Source organism: Methanobacterium sp. BRmetb2 (assembly GCA_003491285.1).
In the GTDB taxonomy this organism is placed as follows: Archaea; Methanobacteriota; Methanobacteria; order Methanobacteriales; family Methanobacteriaceae; genus UBA117.
In genome coordinates this window covers 732,200-751,192 of sequence record CP022705.1, presented here as the reverse complement: position 1 = coordinate 751,192, position 18,993 = coordinate 732,200, and the positions used below count along the sequence as shown (strand labels likewise).

General features: G+C 36.6%; 23 protein-coding genes. 21 read left to right on the top strand and 2 right to left on the bottom strand.

Annotated features, from left to right (window positions below; translation table 11 throughout):
* Positions 1 to 52: 52 nt before the first annotated feature.
* The 8 genes from CIT01_03700 (at position 53) to CIT01_03665 (ending at position 6,083) form a co-directional block, all read left to right on the top strand.
* Complete coding sequence (locus tag CIT01_03700) at positions 53 to 652, top strand: hypothetical protein (GenBank protein ID AXV37366.1); 600 nt, start codon at positions 53 to 55, stop codon at positions 650 to 652.
* A 21-nt stretch (positions 653 to 673) separates the two neighbouring features.
* A complete protein-coding gene (locus tag CIT01_03695; GenBank protein ID AXV38713.1) occupies positions 674 to 1,039 on the top strand; it encodes a dinitrogenase iron-molybdenum cofactor biosynthesis protein in 366 nt (121 codons plus the stop codon).
* A 52-nt stretch (positions 1,040 to 1,091) separates the two neighbouring features.
* A complete protein-coding gene (locus CIT01_03690; protein AXV37365.1) occupies positions 1,092 to 1,943 on the top strand; it encodes an ATP-binding protein in 852 nt (283 codons plus the stop codon).
* Entirely contained in the window at positions 1,940 to 2,338 is a 399-nt protein-coding gene (locus CIT01_03685; protein ID AXV37364.1) for a hypothetical protein, read from the top strand. The genes CIT01_03690 and CIT01_03685 overlap by 4 nt, the downstream gene beginning before the upstream one ends.
* A 71-nt stretch (positions 2,339 to 2,409) precedes the next feature.
* Entirely contained in the window at positions 2,410 to 3,279 is an 870-nt protein-coding gene (locus tag CIT01_03680; GenBank protein AXV37363.1) for a P-loop ATPase, read from the top strand.
* The gene (locus CIT01_03675) at positions 3,276 to 4,160 is read left to right on the top strand and encodes a P-loop ATPase (protein AXV37362.1); all 885 of its coding nucleotides are present in this window, start codon (positions 3,276 to 3,278) and stop codon (positions 4,158 to 4,160) included. Before CIT01_03680 ends, CIT01_03675 begins: the two co-directional genes overlap by 4 nt.
* Positions 4,161 to 4,209: 49 nt before the next feature.
* Complete coding sequence (locus CIT01_03670) at positions 4,210 to 5,424, top strand: cation transporter (protein AXV37361.1); 1,215 nt, start codon at positions 4,210 to 4,212, stop codon at positions 5,422 to 5,424.
* A gap of 5 nt (positions 5,425 to 5,429) precedes the next feature.
* A complete protein-coding gene (locus CIT01_03665; protein AXV37360.1) occupies positions 5,430 to 6,083 on the top strand; it encodes an MBL fold hydrolase in 654 nt (217 codons plus the stop codon).
* A gap of 174 nt (positions 6,084 to 6,257) precedes the next feature.
* Here CIT01_03665 and CIT01_03660 read toward each other — a convergent pair whose 3' ends face one another.
* Together CIT01_03660 and CIT01_03655 are read right to left on the bottom strand one after the other, a co-directional pair.
* Complete coding sequence (locus CIT01_03660) at positions 6,258 to 7,592, bottom strand: TIGR04014 family B12-binding domain/radical SAM domain-containing protein (GenBank protein ID AXV37359.1); 1,335 nt, start codon at positions 7,590 to 7,592, stop codon at positions 6,258 to 6,260.
* Positions 7,593 to 7,676: 84 nt separating this feature from the next.
* The gene (locus CIT01_03655) at positions 7,677 to 8,930 is read right to left on the bottom strand and encodes a methanogenesis marker radical SAM protein (GenBank protein AXV37358.1); all 1,254 of its coding nucleotides are present in this window, start codon (positions 8,928 to 8,930) and stop codon (positions 7,677 to 7,679) included.
* 281 nt (positions 8,931 to 9,211) lie between these two features.
* Here CIT01_03655 and mcrB point away from each other — a divergent pair, with 281 nt between their 5' ends.
* The 13 genes from mcrB to mtrH are packed head-to-tail and all read left to right on the top strand — an operon-like array spanning position 9,212 to position 18,959.
* Positions 9,212 to 10,543, top strand: coding sequence for a coenzyme-B sulfoethylthiotransferase subunit beta (mcrB, locus tag CIT01_03650; protein AXV37357.1), 1,332 nt, complete (start codon positions 9,212 to 9,214; stop codon positions 10,541 to 10,543).
* 31 nt (positions 10,544 to 10,574) lie between these two features.
* Entirely contained in the window at positions 10,575 to 11,018 is a 444-nt protein-coding gene (gene mcrD / locus CIT01_03645; protein ID AXV37356.1) for a methyl-coenzyme M reductase operon protein D, read from the top strand.
* On the top strand, positions 11,015 to 11,611 hold the full coding sequence (mcrC, locus tag CIT01_03640; protein AXV37355.1) for a methyl-coenzyme M reductase I operon protein C: 597 nt from the start codon (positions 11,015 to 11,017) through the stop codon (positions 11,609 to 11,611). The genes mcrD and mcrC overlap by 4 nt, the downstream gene beginning before the upstream one ends.
* 1 nt (position 11,612) lies before the next feature.
* Positions 11,613 to 12,362 (top strand): coenzyme-B sulfoethylthiotransferase subunit gamma, encoded by a 750-nt coding sequence (mcrG, locus tag CIT01_03635; protein ID AXV37354.1) that lies wholly within the window; start codon positions 11,613 to 11,615, stop codon positions 12,360 to 12,362.
* 17 nt (positions 12,363 to 12,379) lie between these two features.
* On the top strand, positions 12,380 to 14,032 hold the full coding sequence (gene mcrA / locus CIT01_03630) for a coenzyme-B sulfoethylthiotransferase subunit alpha (protein ID AXV37353.1): 1,653 nt from the start codon (positions 12,380 to 12,382) through the stop codon (positions 14,030 to 14,032).
* Between the two features lie 57 nt (positions 14,033 to 14,089).
* Entirely contained in the window at positions 14,090 to 14,956 is an 867-nt protein-coding gene (locus tag CIT01_03625) for a tetrahydromethanopterin S-methyltransferase subunit E (GenBank protein ID AXV38712.1), read from the top strand.
* A gap of 16 nt (positions 14,957 to 14,972) precedes the next feature.
* Positions 14,973 to 15,674: a tetrahydromethanopterin S-methyltransferase subunit D gene (gene mtrD, locus CIT01_03620; GenBank protein AXV38711.1), complete on the top strand. Its 702-nt coding sequence runs from the start codon at positions 14,973 to 14,975 to the stop codon at positions 15,672 to 15,674.
* Positions 15,674 to 16,480, top strand: a complete 807-nt coding sequence (gene mtrC, locus CIT01_03615; protein ID AXV37352.1) for a tetrahydromethanopterin S-methyltransferase subunit C — start codon at positions 15,674 to 15,676, stop codon at positions 16,478 to 16,480. The genes mtrD and mtrC overlap by 1 nt, the downstream gene beginning before the upstream one ends.
* Positions 16,481 to 16,492: 12 nt before the next feature.
* Positions 16,493 to 16,798: a tetrahydromethanopterin S-methyltransferase subunit B gene (mtrB, locus tag CIT01_03610; GenBank protein AXV37351.1), complete on the top strand. Its 306-nt coding sequence runs from the start codon at positions 16,493 to 16,495 to the stop codon at positions 16,796 to 16,798.
* Between the two features lie 12 nt (positions 16,799 to 16,810).
* On the top strand, positions 16,811 to 17,527 hold the full coding sequence (gene mtrA / locus CIT01_03605) for a tetrahydromethanopterin S-methyltransferase subunit A (protein ID AXV37350.1): 717 nt from the start codon (positions 16,811 to 16,813) through the stop codon (positions 17,525 to 17,527).
* Positions 17,528 to 17,543: 16 nt separating this feature from the next.
* On the top strand, positions 17,544 to 17,750 hold the full coding sequence (gene mtrF, locus CIT01_03600; GenBank protein ID AXV37349.1) for a tetrahydromethanopterin S-methyltransferase subunit F: 207 nt from the start codon (positions 17,544 to 17,546) through the stop codon (positions 17,748 to 17,750).
* Between the two features lie 2 nt (positions 17,751 to 17,752).
* Entirely contained in the window at positions 17,753 to 18,007 is a 255-nt protein-coding gene (gene mtrG, locus CIT01_03595) for a tetrahydromethanopterin S-methyltransferase subunit G (protein ID AXV37348.1), read from the top strand.
* A 19-nt stretch (positions 18,008 to 18,026) separates the two neighbouring features.
* Entirely contained in the window at positions 18,027 to 18,959 is a 933-nt protein-coding gene (gene mtrH / locus CIT01_03590; GenBank protein AXV37347.1) for a tetrahydromethanopterin S-methyltransferase subunit H, read from the top strand.
* The last annotated feature ends 34 nt before the right edge of the window (positions 18,960 to 18,993 follow it).

The following is an 18,993-nucleotide window of genomic DNA, read 5'->3' as shown; positions in this document are numbered from 1 at the left end:
TTTTTTTAATAACATAAACTTTATATAAAAGTTTTGAATATATATTCATAACATGCCTAGACCAAGAAGATTTAGAAAAATATTTCGAGAACCATCAGTTCGATGTTTCAAACCTGATGTAGAACATGAAATTGGCGAATTAGAACCTATAAACATTTCTTTAGACGAATTTGAATCTTTAAGACTTAAAGATTATCAAAATATCAAACAACAAAAGGCAGCAGAGATAATGGGTATTTCCCAACCAACTTTTCATAGAACCCTTAATTCTGCTCGTGAAAAATTAGCTAAAGCCTTGGTCGAAGGTAAAATAATAAAAATTATAGGAGGAGATTATATAACTGACAAAAAACGTTATAAATGTAAAACTTGCGGTTTTGAATGGTACAGTCCAGAGAAAAACTATGATAAGTGTCCAGATTGCGAATCTGAAGAAATATATACAATATCAGTTGAAGAAGAAGTCCAGAAACCAGTAGGGCAACCTGGCCTTGGAAGAAGAAGAGGTTATGGTGGTGGAGGAATTGGTGCAGGACCACCAAAATCTTGTAAATGCCCAAAATGTGGATACGAAACTGAAAAAACTCCAGGAGTTCCATGCAGAACTATAGAATGTCCCAAATGTGGAATTCAATTGTGTGGCTCCGATTAATATATTAATCAGGTGATGAATATCACAACCATTTGTATACCAACACTTCAAAATCAGGGTCTATCCTCTGAAATTTCAATGCATTTTGGCAAATCACCATTTTTCACATTTTTAAAAATGGAAAACAATGAAATTAAAAATGTGGAAACTGTCGAAAGTAGGGGACGGCACACTGGAGGTGCAATTACTCCTGCAGAGATAATTTTGAACCATAATGCTGATGTTTTAGTGTGTGGTAATTTAGGATCAAAAGCAGTAAATATGCTCAAAAACAGCGGATTGAAAGTTTATTCAGGTGCATCGGGCACAGTTAAGGAAGCTGTGGAAAAATACCTTGCTGGTGAATTATCTACTGCTGATGATAATTCGTGCACTGAAAAACATTAAAAATTGTTTTAATTTTTTTAAAGAGTTAATTATTCATTTAAGTTGATTAATTATGAAAAATGAAGAATCAGACGAATATAAACAGAAATTAGCTTTAATGGAACAAAATATTAAAATTACCAAAAAGATGAGCCATATCAAGCATAAAATAGCTGTCATGAGCGGTAAAGGTGGAGTTGGTAAATCAACCATAGCCGTAAATCTTGCCACAGCATTCTTAAAAAAAGGTTATAAAGCAGGAATCCTGGATTCAGATATTCATGGTCCAAATATTCCAAGAATGTTGGGTATTGGGGATTCTTTTTTAAAATTTGAGAAAAATCAAATACTTCCCATAAAAACTGATGATGATATGGAAGTTATTTCAACTAAATTTCTTCTACCTGATGAAGATTCACCTATTATATGGAGAGGTCCGAAAAAGACCGGTGCAATAAGACAGTTTCTTTCAGATGTAAAATGGGGAGATTTGGATGTACTGATTATTGATAATCCACCTGGAACTGGAGACGAGCCACTGACTATTTTACAGTCTATACCATCTTTAGATGGTGTTATTATTGTAACTACTCCACAATCAGTATCATTAGATGACGTAAAAAAATGTATAAATATGTTAAAACACTTAAATATTAGTATAATCGGACTTTTAGAGAATATGTCTGGATTTGTGTGTCCTCATTGTAATGAGGAATTTTCAATATTTGGACAAAATAATGGGGAAAAAATAGCAGAAAAGATGGATATTCCATTTTTAGGTAGTTTATCAGTAGATATAAATGTTTCTGAATCTATAGATAATGGAATTCCTGTATTAAAACAGAATCCTGATTCTGTTTTTTCTAAAGGGTTTTTTAAGATATTTAGTAAAATAGAAGATTATATAAAGGAGGTTGAAAAATGAGAATAGCTGTTGCATCCACAGGGGAAGATTTAGGAGCACAAATTAGCCCGGTTTTTGGTAGATGTTCCTATTTTGTATTTGTAAATGTAGACGATGGTGAAATTAAAGATTTTAAAGCATTAAAAAATCCAGCAATTTCGCAATCTGGAGGAGCTGGTATCAAAGCTGCTGAAATTATAGCTAACGAAAAGGCTGATGTTGTCATTTCTGGTGCAGTCGGTCCAAATGCATTTGAGGTTTTAAAGCAATTTGGAATAAAGGTCCATAAAATTGTTACGGGAACAGTGGAGCATAATGTTGAATTCTTAATCGATGGAAAATTGGAAGAAATTCAAGGACCTGAAGCCATGAAAACTGGACGTGGAATGGGCAGAGGTATGGGTCAAAGAAGATAAAACCTCTTTTTTATTATATAATATTTTGGAATTGTATTATTGAAGATTTTATTTAATATTTGGTGTAATTAATGAAAATTGCCATAACTGGCGGTAAAGGTGGTACCGGGAAATCAACTATGGCAACAGCCATATCAATGGCTTTAACAAAAAAATTTAGAGTTATGTTAGTTGATGCTGATGTTGAATGTCCTGATGATCATATAATCCTCCCTATAGAACGTAAAAAAATTAAGAATATAACTAATTTTCTACCGGGATTTGACAAAGAAACCTGTTTAAAATGTGGTAAATGCGCTTCTGTCTGTAAACAAAACGCAATTGTCTATGTTAAAGATAATTACCCTCTCCTAATCACCCAACAATGTAATGGTTGTGAAGCATGTATGTATACATGCCCCTCTGCTTCTATCCATAAAGATAGCCAGATAGTAGGTTATATATATAAAGGATTCTTGGATGAAAAATTAGTGGGAAAAAATGTTGCTAATGATTTCATTCTAATTTCTGGGGAAATTGAAATTGGTTGTGAAGCTACATCATTGGTGGTGAATGCAACTAAAGAATACGCTTTAACTTTTGAAGACCAATATGACTATATTATAATAGATACTGCTGCGGGCACTCATTGTAACGTTATTTCAGCCTTACTAGACGTAAATTGTGCTCTAGCCGTCACAGAACCTACCCCCCTAGGATGTCATGATTTAGAACTTATTTTATTATTATTGAAAAAAATGGGAATTAAATCTAAAATTCTTATTAACCGTTCCAATATTGGCGATCCTCAACTGGTCAAAGATCTTTCGAAGAAGTATGGAACAGATATTGTAGCTGAAATTCCATATCAAAAGGCAATATTAAAAGAGTATTCTAAAGGTGCTCCAATTTCCCATCCAAAAATTCAGGAATTTGTTGAACGATTGGAGGATCTAGAATGAGGGCACTTACTGTTCTTTCAGGAAAAGGAGGGGTTGGTAAAAGTACTTTGACTGCATCACTTGCTGTAATTCTTGGAAGAGAGAATAAGATAGTTGTTGTGGATTGTGATGTTGATGCACCTAACTTATCTCTTGTGTTGGGTCTTAAAGAAGAAAATTTTGATTCATGGGAAGAGATTAGGACCAATGAAAAAGCTAATTTGATTAGAGAAAAATGTAAAGGACTTAAAGACTGTGTAAAGGCCTGTAATTTTTCTGCCATCCAATGGGATCGTGATCAAAGATTGCCAGTAATTAACGAATTTTTATGTGTAGGCTGTGGAACATGTATAGTTGCATGTCCAGAGAATGCAATTAATTTTAAAAAAGTAAAAAATGCAAAAATTGGCGTTGGTAACACTACTTATGGATTTCCAATAGTGACTGGACATTTAGATATAGGTGAATCGGGTTCAGGCAAAGTAGTGAATGCTGTAAAAATGAAAGCTAATGAAGTAGCAGAGAACATACAAGCAGATTTAATGTTAATTGATGCAGCTGCCGGAATTGGATGTCCTGTAATTGCGTCGGTTAGGGGAAGTGATTATGTTTTAATTGTCACTGAACCAACACCAGTTGCATTCTGGGATTTGAATAGAGCAATAGAGGTCGTAAATCATTTTGGGATACCAACTGGTATTGTAATCAATAGATGGGATATAAATGAAGAATTTACTGATAAAATAATTGATTATTGTAAAAGCAATGATATTCCCTTGTTAGGTAGAATACCATATGATACGCGGTTTGTAGATTCTTTAGTTAACCTTAAACCAGTAGTAATCTATGAACCTGAATTTGAAAAGTTTTTTTCTAAAATACTTGAAAGTTTGGATTTATAATTTTCCATAAAAAATTTAAATCATAAAATCTTAAAAAACAGTAACAGGGATTATTTTGGATAACAAAAAGAGATTGAAACTTAAAAAAGGTGCAAATGCTGCTAAATATTCTGGTTTAGTTAATCTAATTTTAGCAGTTATTAAAGCAATTGTAGGATTTTTTTCAGGTAGTGTGGCTTTAATAGCTGATGCTGTTCACTCTTTTTCAGATATTTTTGCATCAATTGCAGTATATATCGGACTTAAACTTTCTCAGAGAAAACCTGATCAAACATTTCCTTATGGTTATTATAAAGTAGAAACTTTCACTTCCTTAATTATTTCAATAATTATAATAGTATCTGGAGTTGGAATAGCATTAGAATCATTTGATGCCTTTTTAAACCCAGTAATAATAGATATACCCTTAATAAGTTTGTTAACAGCAGTTTTATCTATTGGGATTTCATTATGGCTTTCAATTTACAAAGATAGAGTAGGAAATGAAATAGGTTCCAAAGCACTGATTAACGATGGAAAACATAGTCTTATTGATGTTTTTACTTCAATAATAGTATTTCTTGGTATATTAACTTCTATTCTTGGTTATCCCCAATTACAAGGTGTGGCGGGAATTTTAGTAGCAGTTTTAATAGTTTATGTAGGAACTAAACTGGCTAAAAATGATGTGCTTGTTCTTTTAGATGCTTGTATTGATCCCGAAAAAGTAGAAAGAATCAAAAAACTTGCCATGTCTATTGAAGGAGTAGCTGGTATCCATGATATAAAAGTTAGAAGGTCTGGTCCTTTTGTTTTTGCAGATCTCCACTTAGAAACCAAAAAAGAATTTTCTGTTGAACACGCCAACCTGATATCTAATAATATTGAAAAAAAGATCAAAAAAGAAATTGAGGATCTGGATAGCTTAACCATTAAAATTGAACCTGAAAAAAAATTAAAAATGAGGATAGCCGTTCCTGTAAATAATGAAAACGGATTAAATTCGGATATTTCAGAACATTTTGGAAAAGCACCTTATTTCTTATTTGCTGACGTTTCTAAAGGAAAAATCACCAGTTTCAATTTAAAGGAAAATCCTGGCTTAAACTATGAACGAAAAAGGGGAATAAAAACAGCAGAATTCCTCAGAGATGAGAACACAGATATTTTAGTTTCAGGAGATGTTGGTGAAGGCCCTATGTATGTTTTAACAACGGAATTTATTAAAATTGTAACTTTCAAGGGAAATAAACTCACAGATATCATATTAAATGCTTCGAAGTGATAAGAATGGAAATCAAGATTTTATATGATAACCAATCAAAAAATGGTTATAAAAACGGATGGGGATTTTCGAGCCTAATCAATACCCCTAAAAGTAAAATTCTTTTTGATACTGGTTGGAATGGGAACATTCTTTTATATAATATGAAGGTTGCAGGTATTAGGTTGGAGGAAATAGATAAAATAGTTTTATCTCATCAGCACTGGGACCATATTGGGGGAATTAACCATTTACTGGAACATATTAACCCGGATATTTATTTAGGCAAATCATTTTCATTAAACCTTAAAAATGAGCTAGGAAAACGTTCAAATTTAATAGAAGTCTCTGAAACTACACAAATATCTGAAAATGTCTGGACTACTGGCGAACTGGGAGATAAAATAAAAGAACAATCATTAATTTTTGAAACAGATGAAGGGTTAATTATTGTCACAGGATGTGCCCACCCCGGATTAGAAAGCATTATAAAAAAATCAGAATCTTTAGGAGAAATTCATGCAATTATTGGTGGTTTCCATGACTTTGACGATTTAAAAATCTTAAAAGATATCCCTTTAATTGTTCCATGTCATTGTACCTCCAAAAAGGAAGAAATAAAAAAAATTTACCCAGAATCAACCAAAGAATGTAAAGCAGGTACAATATTTAAATTTTAAATTTTTAAATGATGGAAATCAATTCAAAAGATTATCGTTAAAAATGCACATTATATTATATATGATCTGAGTATCAAGGGCTCGGGAATTATTCAGTACTAAGGGGCATAATATAATATAACATCTGGATGGGGTTTAGTTTATAGTACAAATATTAATATTTACTATATGATATTAATTCAAATTTTTAATCATTTCAGTTACTATTTTTATGTGTTTGCCTTGGGATTTCACTTCGTTTAAAAGGGCATTAAAAAGTTGATCACTCATTGGAACAGGAACACTGCGAAATATGTATGAATCAAGCATTAATCTCAAAGCTCGTGTCTCTGCAATGCTTAAATTTTGATTTTTATATTCTTTACTTTTTATAAAAACCGGATTTTCCTTTAGAGAAATCTTTTTCACTTCTTCAGCTAATGCTGTGCCGGGAATTGGTTCGGCTATACTTACGAAATAGTCGTCTAACATGAGTTCGTCTGCTAAATCTAAAGTATCATCAAAATCCTCTTCAGTTTCACCAGGATAACCCACAATGAATGATCCTGCCACCTTAACCCCTTTTTTACGTGCAGATTCAACAGATTCTCTAACGTGATCAAGGTTAATCCCTTTTTTCATGCTTTTTAAGATCTTTTCGCTTCCAGACTCTATACCAAAAAAGATCCAACCATTTGTATATTTCTCTATAGCTTCCAGTATATTTTCGTTTATCATATCTACTCTAATGTCTGGAATAGTGAGATTTTCAGGGCCGGTTAACTTACTTATTTGTTTTATTAATTCAATAAATTCCGTTTCGTCAATTCCACGGAATTTTTTACTGCCATATAGTGTTCCAGTTCCTCCACTTATAGCAATTTTCTTTGCTCCTTTTTTAAGAAATTCATTCACTTCTGAAAGAATGTCTTCCATGGGACGGCTTCGAATATCCCTTCCAAAAAAGTAAGGAACTTGACAAAAACCACAGTTGCCGGGACACCCACGATGAGTTTCAATATAAACGTTAGCTCCCCTAATATCTTCAAAGGATATATCCTCAGGGATTAAAGGGATGGGGCGGCCTTGGAGTATGGCTGGCTGGGCAGGATTATTTAGTATAATATTTCCTTTTTCGTTAAAAGCGATACCATTGATCTTTTTTAGACAATCTTTATTAATAACTTCTTTATCATGGCTGATGGCTTTTATTAAATCAGTTACAACAAATTCTCCCTCACCAACAACCACCAAGTCAGGATTTAGATATTTAAATACTAGTTCAGGGGATTGGCTAACTGGTCCTCCTACTATCTTAAAACCATCTATTTTTTCAATTTCTTTTTGATATTTTAAAAGATGAATAGTGGAGTGAATACTAATAAAAATAATATCCGCAGTTATAGTATTTTCGAAGCCTTTTTGCAGTTTTACATGGTAACCTTCATCTTTTAAAATTCCTGCAATAAGCATTGCCCCATAATTATAGAATTCAGGTGTTAAAACAGTTATAGTTATATCTTGTTCCATAATTACCACATGAAAAAAGTGAAATGAAATATAATTTATATTATTATAACTTTCAATTTGTTTGAGAAATTAATATATATTATACTATTTATTTTTTCTAACACCAAAGAAATTAATGGCTTCGATTAGATCTTGAAAAGCTATTAGTTCGGTTTTTAAAACATCTTTCCTGGTCAGTGTTCCGCTCATCTCACCATCTACACTTAATTTGTCTGGTCCTCTGGCCACCAGTCTTTCTACTCCATCTCTGCTTAATATTTCTTCAGCCTTTTTATCATGTACAAATGCTCGCCCAGGTATTAAAACAGTTTCTTTAATATCTTTAAGATCAGCATTTTCCAAGTCCTTTTGAGTGATTAGGCAGCCTATGTCTTTGTCCACTGCAATCACATTTACCATGTCTTCGGCTTCAATATTTCTTATGATTCTATCTATATACGGGGCAGCAATTTTACTGGTTAATATAGTGGCTTCAGAAGTTACTTTGGATAGTATTTCCAGATAATGTTTATTTTTATTTTTAGAAATGGCAAAAGGAGTATCATTTTTGGGATCACAAAGAGGAGTTCCAGTAACTCTTAAATTAAACTCTTTATTGATGGTTTTAACTAGATTTTCAAATTCTTCCAGTGTGTGTGGTTCAACCCCTTTAATTAATGGTTCGTTACCTAATATGAGCCCTTGGTTTTCATAATTTGCAAATCTCATCAGGATAAATGCTTTTGCACCCCATGATTCCAGATTTGCGCATGTTTCGAATAAATCTTCTCCATCATTCACACCAGGGATTATTACGGATGCAGCATGTACTTCACAGTTTTCACAGAAAATCTTCAGAGCTTTAAGTGATTCTTCTACATTTTTGTCTCCCATCCACTCTTTTCTTTTCAGAGGGTTGGTAGAAAAGACAGTAAAAGTGACTTCATTAACTCCCTTGGAAATTAAGTCATCTGCTAATTTTGAGTCATCAATGCCTTTACCACTGGTATATCCGAGATGCATAGGAATGTCAAATTGTGAAAAAGCTGAAACAATCTCATTTAGATGAGGATAGCAACTGACATCGCCGCCTCCACTTATATTAATTTTCAAGTTTTTATCACTGTAATTACCCATCATTAGGGAAGTTTGAACTGAATGGACAACCATAAAAGGGGATGCAAATTCATTTTTAGTTTCTGTAACTCCAGAGGTACAATGATCACATCCAACCTTACCGTTGAGACAGTGTTTACAACCTAATGGTTCTATTTCTTTCACTTTTCTAAAATAACAATATTTACAGAAACCTCTGCAATCTTTACCGGGTATTCCGCCTACATCTGCTATAATTTGCATAATAATCGTTTATAGTGTAACAAAATAAATAATTTTGGATTTTTCGGCCCTAATTATGTCAAAAAAAGTATTATTGACCACTTAACCCTATTAAAAAGTTGCTGATTTCCAACATATAAATCTTTCTAATTGATTCAAGAAGAAAGTTTAATAATATATAAGTAAGTAAATGCAGTTTCGTATACCATTAAAGTGTTAAAGTATCTTCCCCAAGAGTGAACAATTTTTTAATAAACTCTGTGACGGGTTTTGGTATACAGAACAAAGTTAGGAGGGAAAAAATGGCGAAGTTTGAAGATAAGGTCGACTTGTACGACGACAGAGGTAACCTTGTTGAAGAACAAGTACCCATAGAAGCTTTGAGTCCATTGAGAAATCCAGCGATAAAAAGCATTGTGCAAGGTATTAAAAGAACTGTAGCTGTAAACCTAGAAGGTGTAGAAAATGCTCTGAAGACTGCTAAGGTTGGTGGACCTGCATGTAAGATCCTCGGAAGAGAAATGGATCTTGATATTGTAGGAAATGCAGAAGCAATAGCTGAAACTGCAAAATCAATGATTGAAGTAGTTCCTGGTGATGACACAAAAGTTGAGTTATTATCTGGTGGTAAAAGGGCATTAGTCCAAATACCAAGTGCAAGATTTGAAGCAGCAGCAGAATACTCAGCAACACCATTAGTAACAGCTAACGCTTTCATACAGGCCATAATAAACGAATTAGACGTAAACATGTATGATGCAAACATGGTTAAAGCAGCTATTTTGGGTAGATATCCGCAATCAGTAGAATATATGGGTGGAAATCTAGCAACAATGCTTGATCTACCTCAAAAATTAGAGGGCCCAGGTTATGCATTAAGAAACATCATGGTAAACCACGTGGTAGCCGCAACTCTCAAAAACACCATGCAAACATCTGCTCTATCAAGTATATTAGAACAATCTGCTATGTTTGAAATGGGTGATGCAGTAGGAGCATTTGAAAGAATGCACTTGTTAGGAATTGCATACCAAGGTATGAATGGAGACAACCTTGTATTCGACCTAGTTAAAGACAACGGTGCTGAAGGTACTGTTGGATCTGTTATTGCCGACATGGTTGACAGAGCAAAAGCAGACGGTGTAATTGGTGTTGAAAAAGACTTGAATGGGTTCAATGTTTATGGAACCGACGACTTAGCAAAATGGAACGCATACGCAGCAGCAGGTATGATAGCAGCAACAATGGTAAACCAAGGTGCTGCAAGAGCTGCACAGGGTGTATCTTCTACATTGCTTTACTACAACGACATACTTGAATTTGAAACTGGATTACCAAGCGTAGACTTTGGTAGAGCTGAAGGTGTAGCAGTAGGATTCTCCTTCTTTAGTCACTCCATATACGGTGGAGGAGGACCAGGTATCTTTAACGGAAACCACATTGTTACAAGACACAGTAAAGGATTTGCTATACCATGCGTAGCTGCCGCAATGGCATTAGATGCAGGAACACAGATGTTCTCTCCAGAATCAACCTCTGGGTTAATTAAAGACGTATTCAGTCAAGTAGACGAATTCAGAGAACCACTAAAATACGTTGTGGAGGCAGCGGTCGATATTAAAGACCAAATTTAATAATCTCACATTTTTGGGGGCTTAACAACAAATGGACATAGAAATCTTCCCACATAGACTATTAAATCCAGATACTACAGAAAAATTGCTAAACGATCTTGAAAAGATTGAAAGCGTTAAAAGAATGGTTATACACGGTCCAAGACTCTCTAATACAGATACAAAAACTTCTGAACGCAGGTCTATTATTGTAAAGGGAGAAAACGTGGATTTACAGGTACAAACTGGCAGGGTTCTTCTAGAAGTTGAAACAGAAGAAGCCATTGATGAAGTTAGAGAAGTATGTGATGAAAATCTACCTTTCGGGTTCAATGTGCATATTGGTACATTTATTCGGAAGCAGAAAACTGTCACAGACGAATTAAAATATGGAAAAGCATTGGAAAAAATCCCTCAAGAAATGATAGGGCTAACTGATCAAAACGCCAAATTAAGTGAAAGAACCAAAATAATCAAAAGGAAATCAGAAGAATGATTGGAAAGTGTACACACGTTGTAGACTGCAGAGAAACGATGGGAATGGGTGAAGGAGGCGGAATTGCCCAGCGAGGAACATTTGCAGAATGCGGAAGTGAAGTTTTAGCTATTGCAATGTCCCCCGGAAGAAGACATATTACCAAACCCGTTTGTGAAATAACATTCGCTCTGCGGGAAGCTAACATCATGACCAGCACATTAGTTCTAAATGCTGGGGCTGGTGTACCACAAGATGCTCCTACAGCTGGAGGCGGAAGTCTTTTTGGACTGACGGCTAATGAAATAGAGCAGATTAAAAGACATAAATTAATTGTGGTGCATTTAGGTGGTGTGAAACATCATATAATATATAAGGCTCGGCTCATTTTGAGACATGTAAATAGGCCTTGTGTGGTTATATGTGAATATCCTGTAGATTTCGAAGATTTTGCGAAAATTGGTGTAAAAACTCGTGTTGTAATGCCCGAAGAACCTAAAACAAAAGGTGAAATTGTGGATATAATAAGTGGCGTAATAAGAGGAGAAACCTGTCCCCAAGAAAAATTGGATGAGATTATAAAAAAAGTTAAGTTAGCGTTAGGAGGTGCATGATATGGCACAATATTATCCTGGAACAAGTAAGGTTGCCGAGAATAGAAGAAACTTCTGTAACCCTGATTATGAATTAGAAAAACTAAGAGAGATCTCCGACGAAGATGTTGTGAAGATCTTAGGTCACAGAGCTCCTGGTGAAGAATACCCAAGTGTTCACCCACCATTAGAAGAAATGGATGAGCCTGATGACGCAATAAGAGAAATGGTAGAACCAATCGACGGTGCAAAAGCTGGTGACCGAGTTAGATATATACAATTCGCGGATTCAATGTATTTTGCTCCAGCTCACCCATTCTTAAGATCAAGAGCATATCTGTGCAGATTCAGAGGTGCAGACGCCGGTACTCTCTCAGGTAGACAAATTATTGAAACCCGAGAAAGAGATTTAGAAAAAGTCTCAAAAGAATTACTGGAAACTGAATTCTTTGACCCTGCAAGAACAGGTTTTAGAGGAAAAACTGTACACGGTCACTCTTTAAGACTTGACGAAGACGGTATGATGTTTGATATGTTAAGAAGACAAGTCTTCAATAAATCTACAGGAAAAGTTGAAGCTGTTAAAAACCAAATTGGTGAAGAGTTAGACGAACCTGTAGTTTTAGGTGAACCGTTAGATGAAGAAACCCTTAAATTGAAAACAACCATCTACAGAAAAGACGGTGAAGCATACAGAGATGACAAAGACGCAGTAGAAGTTCTACATAGAATTCACGTACTACGATCCCAAGGAGGATTCTGTCCTGAGTAAACAGGAGGTGTATTATTATGGCTGACAAATTATTCATGAAAGCTTTAAAAGAAAAATTCGTAGAATCCCCAGAAGAAACCAAAACCGAGTTTTATAAATACGGTGGTTGGAAACAATCTGAAAGAAAAAGAGAGTTCGTTGAAGCAGGTAAAGAAATAGCTGCTAAGCGTGGAATTCCAATGTACGATCCAGATGTTGGTACTCCACTGGGACAAAGAGTATTAATGCCATACCAAGTTTCAACAACAGATACATTTGTTGAAGGTGACGATTTACACTTTGTAAACAACGCAGCAATGCAACAATTTTGGGATGAAATTCGAAGAACTGTTATCGTAGGTCTAAACACCGCACATACTGTTATCGAGAAAAGGTTAGGTAAAGAAGTTACACCTGAAACCATAACTCATTACTTGGAAACTGTAAACCACGCAATGCCTGGTGCAGCAGTTGTACAAGAACACATGGTGGAAACCAACCCATCACTTGTGGCTGACAGTTATGTGAAAATATTCACTGGTAATGATGAAATATCAGATGAAGTAGACCAAAGATTTGTTATAAACATAAACGAAGAATTCCCAGAAGAACAAGCTAAAGTTCTTAAAGCTGAAGTTGGAGATGGAATGTGGCAAGTTGTAAAAATCCCAACCATAGTATCCAGAACCTGTGATGGTGGTACCACATCCCGATGGTCTGCTATGCAGATCGGTATGTCCATGATTTCTGCTTACAAACAAGCAGCAGGGGAAGCCGCTACTGGTGACTTCGCTTACGCTGCAAAACACGCAGAAGTTGTACATATGGGTACATACCTACCAGTTAGAAGAGCAAGAGGAGAAAACGAACCTGGTGGAATTGCATTCGGTTTCTTAGCTGATATATGTCAATCAAGCAGAGTAAATATGGACGACCCAGTTCGTGTAGCTCTAGATGTTGTAGCATCTGGTGCAATGTTATACGACCAAATCTGGCTCGGATCATACATGTCTGGTGGTGTAGGATTCACACAATATGCTACCGCAGCATACACCGACAACATTCTTGACGACTTCACCTACTATGGTAAAGAATACGTCGAAGACAAATTCGGATTATGTGAAGCACCTAACAACATGGACACCGTGTTAGATGTGGCATCAGAAGTAACATTCTATGGCCTAGAACAATACGAAGAATACCCAGCACTCTTAGAAACACAGTTCGGTGGATCACAAAGAGCAGCTGTAGCTGCTGCTGCTGCTGCATGTTCAACTGGATTTGCTACTGGTAACGCACAAACTGCGTTAAGCGGTTGGTATTTATCCATGTACTTGCACAAAGAACAACACTCCAGACTCGGTTTCTATGGATACGACCTTCAAGATCAGTGTGGTGCATCCAACGTATTCTCAATTAGAGGAGATGAAGGACTACCACTAGAACTTAGAGGAGCAAACTATCCAAATTACGCAATGAACGTAGGTCACCAAGGAGAATACGCAGGTATAAGCCAAGCAGCACACGCTGCTCGAAAAGACGCATTTGTACTTAACCCACTGGTTAAAATTGCATTTGCTGATAAAAATGCAGTATTCGACTTCAGAGACGTACGTGGTGAATTTGCTAAAGGTGCATTAAGAGAATTTGAACCAGCCGGAGAAAGAACTCTCATATCTCCAGCTAAATAAATAGGTGTAACGCAAACACCTATTTTTTTTATTTATTACCATTAGGAGGTAATTATGATGGACATGATAACAGGATTAGGCATTGTTGCTCTTATGGGGGCTGCTGCAACCATTGCTGGTGCTGCAGAGGATTTAGAATCTGATGTTGGATCTCAGAGTAACCCAAACTCTCAGGTACAACTAGCTCCACAAATGGGAAAACTACACCGATTTACTAACAAGGCAGTTTCTGGGGAACCAGTTGCCTATGGTACTTGGGTAGGTATTGCTGGTGGTATAACCACAGTTCTCATGATGGCAAACGTTTCTATCATTATGGCACTAGCTGCAGGTGCATTTATTGCAGCGTTAGTTCATGGAGTATTTGCCACGACATCCCATTTAGGTAGAATTGTCAGTCAGTCTCAATTTAATCAACCACTATATCTTGATGTTATTGTAACCCATTTAGGCCCAATAGTTGGTCATGGTTTCATAGTATCATTTGCCATAGTGGGATTATCATACTTAATGAACGCAGGTTTAGGACACCCATTCCCACTGCCATTATTAGCAGTGCTTTGGGGTATAACCATAGGTGCAATTGGTTCATCTACTGGGGACGTTCACTACGGAGCGGAAAGAGAATATCAACATCTTCCGTTCGGTGGAGGAATTCCAGTAGCATCACACGGTGACATTACAAGAAAAGCAGAATTAGGTTCAAGAAATTCTATAGATATTGTAAACTTCTGTGCTAAGTTCGGAGGACCACTTACTGGTTTAGCATTCGGTTTAATTGTTTTCTTAAGCTTCTGGACAACTATTGTCTTTGGAAACTTCTGGGGAATAATTGCAGGATTAGTAATAGTTATTCTATTAATAATCATGAACTCTAGAATCGAATCATTCGCAAGAAACACCTATGGTCCTTACAAGGAGTAGATAAGGAGGATTTATGATGGATCCATTATTATTAATAGGAGCTATAACCGCAGGAGGAGTCTTAATTGGTGGGGGTGTACACTTCATACCAGTAGGAGGTGCTCCAGCAGCTATAGCAACAGCTACAGGTGTAGGAACAGGTACTGCAATGCTTGCAGCCGGTTCTGGTTTAACTGGACTTATAACTGCAGCAGCAATGACTGGACAACCAACATGGTTAATATTAGCTGCTGGTGCTGTAGGTTCCATGCTCATGATAGGTATAACAATGCTCATAGGTAACTTAGTTTATGTATATGGTGTTGGAGTTGTTCCAGTATCTGCTAAAGTTACAGTAGACCCTATAACCAAATTAGAACAAGAAAAATTTGTAACACCTGGTACTGAAGGACACGGCCTTCCCACTGTATGTTATATCAGTGGTTTAATTGGAGGTGCTCTTGGTGGTATTGGTGGTGGACTAATTTATTGGGCCTTATACGAGTCCCTTAAAGGACTTTCATACGGTTTAATGGGTGCAGCCACAGTAGGAGCAATCTTTGCTGTAGGTATTTTCTTTATAAATGCAGTTATAGCATCATATAACATTGGTGGTACCATAGAAGGTTTCCACGACCCTAAATTTAAGAGGATTCCACGAGGAGTACTGGCATGTCTGGTTGCTTCACTTGTGGCCGGTATTTTCGCAGTATTATTAACTCAAGGAGGTGTCTTCTGATGTCAGTAGCAGCAGGAGGACCCAGCGGAGGAGCAATTTCCGCGGGAAAATTAATGGTACTCGGAATTGTAGGAGGACTCGTAGGTATATACGTAACTCCATATAACGCAGTTTTAGGTCCATTAATAGCTTCACTTGGAGCAGTTTGTGCCATAGTTTGGGGTGCTGATGCAATAAGAAGAGTTGCAAGTTATGGTTTAGGAACTGGTGTTCCATCCATAGGATACATGTCACTGGCAATTGGTATTGTAGGTGCAATAGCTGGTCTGGCAGGTGCCATGATAGCAGGAATTCCTACTATATTAGGTCCTTTGTTTGGGTTTGTTCTTGCCATGATATTAGGTGCAGTTGTTGCATTCCTCGGAAAAACAGTCGTAAAAATGAAAATACCTATTTTGGTTAGATGCACGACTGAACTTTCTGGTGCAGCAGCATTATCTGTCTTAGCATTCTCAGCAGCAATAGCTGGAAGTTATGACTTAACCTTAATATTAGCAGCAGTTGTTGACACTGGATTTATAGCAATCTTGTTTATTTTAAACACTATGGCTATACAACATCCATTCAACGCATGTTTAGGTCCAAATGAGAATCAAATTCGAACATTGAAACTTGCAGCATCCACAGGATTTATGGCTATGACTGTGGTTGGATTATTAAGCATAATATTTAATCCAACCTGGTGGGTAGTAGCTGTAATAGGGGCTTTAGCATGGTTTATATCATTCAGAAGCTTTTTACAAGCCTCATTGGACGAAGCTGCTTCAGTCGAATGGACAGGGATACCAAAAGAGGATGAATTATAAGGAGGAATAAATATGGTTGAAATGTTACCAATAATAAAAATAGCTCCTGAATTTAACATTACTCTTGACCCTTCTTCAGGTGTGGTGGGAACATCACTGGGCAGAGAAGCTATAATTCTATCAATGGATGAAATTAACCAACAAATAAGTAGCCTAGAAACTACAGCTGATGATCTGATGAACTCTTTAGACCCAACCACGACCTCTGAAGGTGCTTACCCTGGAAGGGAAGGAGTATATCTAACAGCAGGTAAACTCACAAACATAGTATACGGATTTATATTAGGGCTTGTACTGCTAATTGCCCTAATAATGTAGGAGGTGTTTTAATTGGCAGAAAAAAAATCACCTGCAGAAGGATGGCCCATAGTAAATGGAGACTACGTAGTCGGTGATCCAGAAAGCCCTGTTGCAGCTGCAACCCTTGCATCTCACATAGAAGACGTACCAGTTGATGCTGGCGCTGCTATTGCTGGGCCATGTAAAACTGAAAATCTCGGGATTGAAAAGGTTATATCTAATCTAATATCCAATCCAAACATAAGATTCTTAATCTTGTGTGGATCTGAAGTACAAGGGCACATAACCGGCCAGAGTATACAGGCCCTCCATGAAAATGGAGTAGACCCTGAAAAAAGAAGGATACTCGAAGCTACTGGTGCTATACCTTTTATTGAGAACATTCCGCTGGAAGGAATTGAAAGGTTCCAACAGCAACTGGAAATAGTGGACTTGATCGATGTTGAAGATGCAGCCGCAATACAATCTAAGGTAAAAGAATGCGTTGAAAAAGATCCTGGGGCATTTGAAGAAGAAGCTATGGTTATAGAAATCGAAGAAGAAGGCGAAGAGGACGAAGGCGAAGCAATTAAACCTGTCGCTCCAGAAACAGCATTGATTGAAGCAAGAATCCGTAATATACAGACTCAGGTAAAAATGGTAGGTGCAGATCAGAGAATATTTGCTGGTATGTATTCTGGTAAAGTACAAGGATTAGCCCTTGGTTTAGCCTTTACCTTGACCATCGGAATATTGCTGATGATATAAGTTGGAGGTTTCAAAAATGATAACATTATCAAATAAACCTAATGTACGTGCATTGAAAAATGTAGTAGAAGATATTAAGTACCGTACCCAACTGATCGGTAGAGAACAAAGGTTATTTGCAGGACTTATTGCAACCAGAATATCTGGTGTAGCAATAGGATTTATCCTAGCAATGGTTTTAGTAGGCCTACCGATTCTGTACTCAATAATGGTGGGGGTATAATCATGTCTGAAGAAGAAAAAAACACTATCCCTCGTGTTATTGTTGCTGCTGATGACTTTAATACTGCAAACGAAAAATTAGATGAGATTGAAGCAAAAGTTGAATTTACTGCTGGTGAAGTCTCACAAAGAATGGGTCAGCAGATCGGAAGAGACATAGGCATTTTATACGGTATAGTAATAGGACTCATAATCCTGTTTATGGCATACAAAGTGATAGCGTTAGGAGCATTTCTATCACTTCTAGGCATTAGATAGTTTATTAGGAGGTTTACGTATGTTTAGGTTTGATAAAGAACAAGTTGTATTAGATATTGCTGGCGTTAACGTCGGCGGTCAACCTGGTGAATATCCAACTGTTTTAGCAGGTACTATATTTTATGGTGGACACAACATTATAGAAGATGAAAAAGCTGGAGTATTTGACGCAGAAAGAGCACAGGAATTAATGAAGGTTCAAGAAGAAATGTCAGATACTACTGGTAACCCACACTTTGTGCATGTTTTCGGGCAAACTCCTGAAGCACTTGTGAAGTATATAGAGTTTGTATTAGAACACTCAGATAATCCGTTCCTTATAGATTCTACTTCTGCAGAAGCCAGAATTGCTGGTGCAAACTATGTAACAGAAGTTGGAGCTGCAGAAAGAGGTATCTACAACTCTATAAACATGGCAGCAGATGCATCAGAAATTGATGCTATTAAAGAAACTGATATTGAAGCATCCATTGTTTTAGGTTTCAATGCTATGGACATGGGTGTAGGTGGAAGAATGGCTATCTGGGAAGACGGTGCAGGAGTCATTGACAAAGGATTACTCCAATGGGCAGAAGAAGTAGGTATTACCAAACCATTAATGGATGTTGCTGTAACTCCATTAGGACAAGGCGCAGGTACTGCTGTTAGAACTTCATTTGCTGAAAAGAGTAAATGGGGATACCCAGTTGGTAGTGGTATTCACAACGTACCATCTGCATGGGACTGGATGAGAGAATACAAAAAAGAACATCCAGAAGCATGGCCAGTAGCTGACGTTGGATCAAACATTGTCCAGCAAATGGCTGGAGGAGACTTCGTACTCATAGGTCCAATCGAAAACGCTAAAATGGCATTCCCAGCATGTGCTATGACTGATATATTCATATCAGAAGCAGTAAAAGACATTGGAACAGAGCCAATCGAAGAACACCCATTCTTCAAACTGCTCTAAGACAATGAAAAAAAGGCGATTATTCGCCTAAACT

Excerpts from the sequence above, each read along its gene's own strand:
- CIT01_03700 (AXV37366.1), top strand. The coding sequence starts at position 53 with ATGCCTAGACCAAGAAGATTTAGAAAAATATTTCGAGAACCATCAGTT.
- CIT01_03690 (AXV37365.1), top strand. The coding sequence starts at position 1,092 with ATGAAAAATGAAGAATCAGACGAATATAAACAGAAATTAGCTTTAATG.
- CIT01_03685 (AXV37364.1), top strand. The coding sequence starts at position 1,940 with ATGAGAATAGCTGTTGCATCCACAGGGGAAGATTTAGGAGCACAAATT.
- CIT01_03680 (AXV37363.1), top strand. The coding sequence starts at position 2,410 with ATGAAAATTGCCATAACTGGCGGTAAAGGTGGTACCGGGAAATCAACT.
- CIT01_03675 (AXV37362.1), top strand. The coding sequence starts at position 3,276 with ATGAGGGCACTTACTGTTCTTTCAGGAAAAGGAGGGGTTGGTAAAAGT.
- CIT01_03665 (AXV37360.1), top strand. The coding sequence starts at position 5,430 with ATGGAAATCAAGATTTTATATGATAACCAATCAAAAAATGGTTATAAA.
- CIT01_03660 (AXV37359.1), bottom strand. The coding sequence starts at position 7,592 with ATGGAACAAGATATAACTATAACTGTTTTAACACCTGAATTCTATAAT.
- CIT01_03655 (AXV37358.1), bottom strand. The coding sequence starts at position 8,930 with ATGCAAATTATAGCAGATGTAGGCGGAATACCCGGTAAAGATTGCAGA.
- mcrB (AXV37357.1), top strand. The coding sequence starts at position 9,212 with ATGGCGAAGTTTGAAGATAAGGTCGACTTGTACGACGACAGAGGTAAC.
- mcrD (AXV37356.1), top strand. The coding sequence starts at position 10,575 with ATGGACATAGAAATCTTCCCACATAGACTATTAAATCCAGATACTACA.
- mcrC (AXV37355.1), top strand. The coding sequence starts at position 11,015 with ATGATTGGAAAGTGTACACACGTTGTAGACTGCAGAGAAACGATGGGA.
- mcrG (AXV37354.1), top strand. The coding sequence starts at position 11,613 with ATGGCACAATATTATCCTGGAACAAGTAAGGTTGCCGAGAATAGAAGA.
- mcrA (AXV37353.1), top strand. The coding sequence starts at position 12,380 with ATGGCTGACAAATTATTCATGAAAGCTTTAAAAGAAAAATTCGTAGAA.
- CIT01_03625 (AXV38712.1), top strand. The coding sequence starts at position 14,090 with ATGGACATGATAACAGGATTAGGCATTGTTGCTCTTATGGGGGCTGCT.
- mtrD (AXV38711.1), top strand. The coding sequence starts at position 14,973 with ATGGATCCATTATTATTAATAGGAGCTATAACCGCAGGAGGAGTCTTA.
- mtrC (AXV37352.1), top strand. The coding sequence starts at position 15,674 with ATGTCAGTAGCAGCAGGAGGACCCAGCGGAGGAGCAATTTCCGCGGGA.
- mtrB (AXV37351.1), top strand. The coding sequence starts at position 16,493 with ATGGTTGAAATGTTACCAATAATAAAAATAGCTCCTGAATTTAACATT.
- mtrF (AXV37349.1), top strand. The coding sequence starts at position 17,544 with ATGATAACATTATCAAATAAACCTAATGTACGTGCATTGAAAAATGTA.
- mtrG (AXV37348.1), top strand. The coding sequence starts at position 17,753 with ATGTCTGAAGAAGAAAAAAACACTATCCCTCGTGTTATTGTTGCTGCT.
- mtrH (AXV37347.1), top strand. The coding sequence starts at position 18,027 with ATGTTTAGGTTTGATAAAGAACAAGTTGTATTAGATATTGCTGGCGTT.